We start from the raw sequence: 5,321 nt of genomic DNA, 5'->3' as shown, positions 1-5,321 counted from the left end.
CGCCGGGGACCGCGCTCGGCGCGGCGTGCTCCTGCGGCGTCCGGTGGGTCGACGGCGGCGCGAACGGGTTCACCGGGGCCGCGTCGCCCGGCGGCGTCGACCCCGCGGCGCCGGTCGGCTCGTCGGCGCTGCCGGGCACGGGCTGCCCGCGGTCGGGCTCGGGTGTGCTCACGGTGCCCATGTTCCCGCGACCACGTCCCAGCCGCGCGCGAGTCTCGCCGCCACCCGGTCGTCGTAGGCGCGGTCGGGGTACGCGGTCACGAGCTGGTCGACCGCCGGGGAGTGGTCCTGCGCCACCACGCTGACCACCGTGCCGCCCGACTGCCACACGACGTGCCACGGCGCGTCCGACAGGAGGTGCACCTCCCGGTCACCCACGGCGACGAGCGGCGTGCCGGCCACGGCCGCACGGTCGAGGCGGCCGTGCTGCTCGGTGAGGACGATCGTGCCCTCCGGGCCGGCGAGGTCCACCTCGAGGGCGTCGGTGCCGTCCACCCCGACGCGCACGGCGCACACGTCGTACCCGTCCGGGAACTGGCTCGGGACCGTCCATCCCTCGTCCTGCATCCACGCCAGGACGGCGTCGGCACCCGTCGGCACCGTCGCGTCGTCCGTGGCGCCGGACCAGGACACGACGGCCGCCGCCCCGGCCGCGGACCCGCCGTCCGACCCGCCGACGGCCGGCGACTCCCCGCCCCCGGACGCGAGGTCCGGCGCAGGGGCCGACGCCGACGCGCGGCCGAGCAGGGTCAGCGCGTGCGCCGGGTGGGCGGGCGGTGCCACGAGCGGCTGGACGCCGAGGGCGACGAGCGCGACCGCCGCGATGCCGACCCCGACCGCGCCGACGAGCACGCGCGTGGAGCTCTTCGCGCGCACGACCTCGCCCCGGAGGCAGTCCGCGGGGATGCGCGCGGGACGGCTCCCGGGCATCGGCACGGAGGACCCGACGTCGACCCGCACGCGGTCGGGGGCGCGCTGGCCGCAGCCGGCGGCACCGAGCGCCAGCAGCCGGGCGGTCAGGGCGGGGTCGACGGGGACGTGCGCTGCCGTCGCGAGCCGGTGCCGGGCGGCGCGGGCCGCGGCGAGCTCGTCGTGGCACTCCGGGCACGCGGCGACGTGCGTGAGCACCTCCTCCACGTCGTCGGGCGACAGCTGCCCGTCGACGTACGCGCTCAACCGCGACCCGAGGTGGCTCATCCCCGGTCCTCCGCGGCGAAGGGTGCGTCCGGCGCACGGTGAGCCAGCGACGTGCGCAGCTGCGCACGGGCGCGGTGGATCCGCGAGCGCACGGTGCCCAGCTTGATGCCCAGGGTCGCGGCGATCTCCTCGTACGACAGGCCCTCGATGTCGCAGAGCACGACGGCGGCGCGGAAGTCGGGCGCCAGCGCGTCGAGCGCGCGCTGGACGTCGTGGTCGAGGTTCGCGTGCTCGTAGCCGCGCTCCGGCGTCCCCGGCCCCGCTGGGCTCGCGAGCCTGCCGGCGAGGTGGCTCGTCTCCTCGCCCAGCGGCTCCATCCGGATCCGCTTCTTGCGGCGGACCTGGTCGAGGAACAGGTTCGTGGTGATGCGGTGCAGCCAGCCCTCGAAGGTGCCGGGCGAGTACGAGTGCAGCGAGCGGAAGACCCGGACGAACGTCTCCTGCGTGAGGTCCTCGGCGTCGTGCTGGTTGCCGGTGAGGCGGTACGCGAGCCGGTAGACGCGTCCGGAGTGCTCGGCGACGATCTGCTCCCAGCTGGGCGGCTGGTAGGGCGCCTCGGCCCCGGCGGCCGGTGCCGGTGCGGTGTCGACGGTGTCGACAGCGCTCGCGCCGATGGCGCCGCTGCCGCGGCGTCCGCGGAGTACCGGTCGCACCGGGTCGTGCCTTCCTGTCGTGGTGGGCGCCGGCGCGTCGCGCCCCGCCTCGGGTCGAGTCTCGCACTCGTCCCGCTCTTCCGTGGAACGAGCGGCCGGTCCCCGGTGTTCCCGGCTCCGGACGCCGCGCGTCGCGGCGGTTCGTCACGTGCCGGTGGCCGCCGCGCACTAGCATCGACGGGTCCGATGTTCGCCGACCGGCGCCGGACCGCACGCACCGCAGGAGGACACCATCGCCACGGACAAGTCGGCCAGCTGGGCCCACGGCGAGGACTTCCGGTCGCTCGACGAGACCCTGCTGCGCGCGACGGACCGGGCGGCGCAGCTCGGCTGCGGCGCCGTGTCCCCCGGGACGGGGGCTGCGCTGCAGCTCGTGGCCGCCGCGACGCGCGCCACCGCCGTGGTCGAGATCGGTACGGGCGCCGGGGTCTCCGGCCTGTGGCTCCTGCGCGGCATGGCGCCCGACGGCGTCCTGACGACCATCGACAGCGAGGCCGAGCACCAGCGGGCCGCGAAGGCGGCGTTCGCCGAGGCGGGCGTCCGCTCCACCCGGGCCCGCACCATCACGGGACGCGCCGCCGAGGTGCTGCCCCGCCTGACCGACGGCGCCTACGACGTCGTGCTCGCCGACGCCGACCCGCTCGACCTGGCCGACCACGTCACCCAGGCCCTGCGGCTCCTGCGCCCCGGCGGCGTGCTGGCGATCGCGCACGCGCTCGGCAACGACCGCGTCCCCGATCCCGCCCGGCGTGACGAGGTCACCACCGCCCTGCGGGAGGTGTCCCGCGCGATCCGCGAGGACGAGCGACTGGTCCCGGCGATGCTCCCGACGGGCGACGGCCTGCTCCTCGCCGCCAAGCGCTGAGCCCCGTCAGCGCAGGTCGTCGAGCCAGCGCAGCAGGAGCCGGGCGCCGAAGCCCGTGGCGCCTTCGGGCACCTCGTGGGCGGCCGCCGTCGAGCGGGCGGGCCCGGCGATGTCCAGGTGCGCCCAGCGCCGTCCGCCGGCGAACCGCTGCAGGAAGAGCGCGGCCGTGATGGAGCCGCCCCCCACCCTCGGGTCGGACGGGACGTGCCGGATGTCGGCCACCGACGAGTCCAGGGCCGTGCGGTAGTCCTCCACGAGCGGCATCCGCCACAGCAGCTCCCCGGACTCCCGGCCGGCCGTCTCCAGCGCGCGCGCGAGGTCGTCGTCCGCCGTGTACAGCGCGCCGTGCTGGCGGCCCAGGCCGAGGGTGGCGGCGCCCGTGAGCGTCGCCACGTCCACCACGACGTCCGGGTCGAGCGCGGCGTCGGCGTGGCTGAGGGCGTCGGCGAGCACCATGCGCCCCTCGGCGTCGGTGTTGGTCACCTCGACCGTCGTGCCGCCGTGCACCGTGACGACGTCCCCGGGCCGGTAGGACGAGGCGCCGACCGCGTTCTCCGCGAGCGGCAGGAGGGCCGTGACACGGTGACGCACCCCGGCCCGCGCGGCGCCGAGCACCGTCGCGAGCGCGACGGCGGCACCCGCCATGTCCGTCTTCATCGCGACCATCGCCTCGCGCGGCTTGATCGAGATGCCGCCCGTGTCGTACGTGATGCCCTTGCCGACGACGACGACGTGGGTGCCCGACCCGGGACCCGTGCCGGCACCGTCCGGGTCGTACCGCACGGTGACCAGGCGCGGCGGGCTCGCCGACCCGCTGCCGACGGCGACGATCCCGCCGAAGCCCCGGGCCGCGAGCTGCGCCTCGTCGAGCACCTCGACCGACAGACCGGGCGCCGTGGCGAGCCGCTGGACCTGCGTCGCGAGCCACGCCGGGTTCTTGGTGTCCGACGGCGTCACGGTGAGCGTGCGCGCGATCCAGGTCGCCTCGGCGGACACGCGCGCCGCCGCCACAGCGGGCTCCGGCTGGCGGCCCAGCAGCACGAGCGCCTCGGCCGCGGGACGCGCGGGCTCGCTCGTCGCGCGGCTCGGGTGGCGGTAGGCACCGAGCAGGTAGCCCTCGACGACGGCGCGCACGTCCTCGGCGCTGCCGTCGGCGCCGAGCGTCGCCACGACCCGGCGCAGCCCGCGGGTGCTGCGGGCGACGGCCGCGCCCGCCCGCCGCAGGTCGCGGGTGGAGCCGGATCCGGTGCCGACGAGCACGATGCGGTGGGGCAGGTCGGACCACGGGAACGTCCCGGCGCCGGACGCGCGGGGCAGGTGCACCGTGTGGGCCTCGCCCGCTGCGCCCGTCAGCTCGGCGCGCTCGGCGAGGTCGGCCAGGTCGACCCCGTACCGGACGGTCGCGTCGGCCACGCCGACGCGCGGCTGGACGCCATCCTCGGACTCGCCCGCCGGGCCCACCGGCAGCACGAGCGCGTCGACGTCGTCCTCGAGGAGCAGCGTCGTCGTCGCCACGGTGCCGCGCGCGACCACGACGTCGGGCAGCGGTGCGACGACGGGCGGGTCGGTCCGGCGCCGCGCCGTCGCGTCGTCGCGGCGCCCGCCAGGACGCCGTGCTGGTGCGGGCACGGGCCTCAGCTCACGACGGAGCTGAGCGCCTCGCCGAGCTCGCGGGCCTCGGTCGCGTTGAGCTCGACGACCAGGCGGCCGCCGCCCTCGAGCGGCACGCGCATGACGATGCCGCGCCCCTCCTTCGTGACCTCGAGCGGTCCATCGCCCGTCCTCGGCTTCATCGCAGCCATCGGTGGCCCCTTCTCGTCGGTCGCGTCCCGCCACCCGTGTCGGTGGGAGCCCGGGGCTCTCACCGATGCGCCCGCGCGCGCCCGCGCCGTGCGCACCCGGCGCGGACGCAGCGGCGGGGCCGCAGGTCCGAGCTGTGCGTGCAGGCGATGGCCCGTGCGTCGCTGGGGGACGGATGTCCGAGATCAGTCTAGTTCACGCGGCGCACCGGGCGTCACCTCAACGGGACCTGTACCGGTCATCGGGCCGCGCCCGCGCCCGGACGCGGCCCAGGCCGTCACGGCGGCCACCCGGACGGCGGTACCAGCCGCCAGAGCTCGTCGAGCCACAGGAGCTGGGCGAGCAGCCCGAGCAGGACGACGACCGCCACGGCGGAGCGCGGCCACCGGGCACGCAGGCACAGCTGCGCGACGACCCCGGCGACGGGAAAGGCGAGGAGGCCGAACCGGACGAGGCTCGTCCCGGGCTCGAGCACGAGGACGAGGTAGGCGAGGTAGCCCGCCGTCCAGCCGTGCAGGGCCGCCCCCAGCCGGGCGAGCGGCGGGCTGAGGAGCAGGGCGACCAGCCCGAGCGCCACCACGACGAGGGCCGGCACGGCCCAGGGGCCCAGGAGCCACTGCCCCACCTGCACCCACGGGACGAGGGGCACGACGTCGCCGGTCCCGCGCCACGCCGCCTGCGTCGCCGGGTACGCGTCCGCCCGCCCGGTCGCGAGCGCGACGACGGCGGGCCACAGGACCCCCGACAGCCCTGCCGCCGCCGCCAGCACGCCGAGCCGCAGCGGCTCCCCCGGCGCCCAGGCCCCG

Annotated in this window: 5 protein-coding genes and 1 pseudogene; 1 reads left to right on the top strand and 5 read right to left on the bottom strand. The window is 77.4% G+C overall.

Annotation, left to right across the window (positions count from 1 at the left end; all coding sequences use genetic code 11):
- Positions 1-168: 168 nt before the first annotated feature.
- The gene (locus IDM29_RS14585) at positions 169-1,197 is read right to left on the bottom strand and encodes an anti-sigma factor (protein WP_182113331.1); all 1,029 of its coding nucleotides are present in this window, start codon (positions 1,195-1,197) and stop codon (positions 169-171) included.
- The gene (gene sigE / locus IDM29_RS14580) at positions 1,194-1,811 is read right to left on the bottom strand and encodes an RNA polymerase sigma factor SigE (RefSeq protein WP_182114050.1); all 618 of its coding nucleotides are present in this window, start codon (positions 1,809-1,811) and stop codon (positions 1,194-1,196) included. Before sigE ends, IDM29_RS14585 begins: the two co-directional genes overlap by 4 nt.
- A gap of 271 nt (positions 1,812-2,082) precedes the next feature.
- On the opposite strand from sigE, the gene IDM29_RS14575 reads away from it, so the two are divergent.
- Positions 2,083-2,715: an O-methyltransferase gene (locus tag IDM29_RS14575; protein WP_182114049.1), complete on the top strand. Its 633-nt coding sequence runs from the start codon at positions 2,083-2,085 to the stop codon at positions 2,713-2,715.
- A 6-nt stretch (positions 2,716-2,721) separates the two neighbouring features.
- Here the strand turns inward: IDM29_RS14575 and IDM29_RS14570 are convergent, their stop codons facing one another.
- The 3 genes and pseudogenes from IDM29_RS14570 to IDM29_RS14560 form a co-directional block, all read right to left on the bottom strand.
- Entirely contained in the window at positions 2,722-4,344 is a 1,623-nt protein-coding gene (locus IDM29_RS14570) for a leucyl aminopeptidase family protein (protein WP_309232747.1), read from the bottom strand.
- Positions 4,345-4,349: 5 nt separating this feature from the next.
- On the bottom strand, positions 4,350-4,517 hold the full coding sequence (locus IDM29_RS14565) for a DUF3117 domain-containing protein (protein WP_182113330.1): 168 nt from the start codon (positions 4,515-4,517) through the stop codon (positions 4,350-4,352).
- A gap of 275 nt (positions 4,518-4,792) precedes the next feature.
- Positions 4,793-5,321, bottom strand: a pseudogene (locus IDM29_RS14560) (hypothetical protein); the annotation flags it as partial.

It is taken from the genome of Actinotalea sp. JY-7885 (assembly GCF_014525465.1).
Classification (GTDB): domain Bacteria; phylum Actinomycetota; class Actinomycetes; order Actinomycetales; family Cellulomonadaceae; genus Actinotalea.
This window is presented reverse-complemented; position numbering and strand designations above follow the sequence as displayed.

What these genes read in the sequence shown, in the direction of transcription:
- IDM29_RS14585 (WP_182113331.1), bottom strand. Translation starts at nt 1,197, where the DNA reads ATGAGCCACCTCGGGTCGCGGTTGAGCGCGTACGTCGACGGGCAGCTG.
- IDM29_RS14565 (WP_182113330.1), bottom strand. Translation starts at nt 4,517, where the DNA reads ATGGCTGCGATGAAGCCGAGGACGGGCGATGGACCGCTCGAGGTCACG.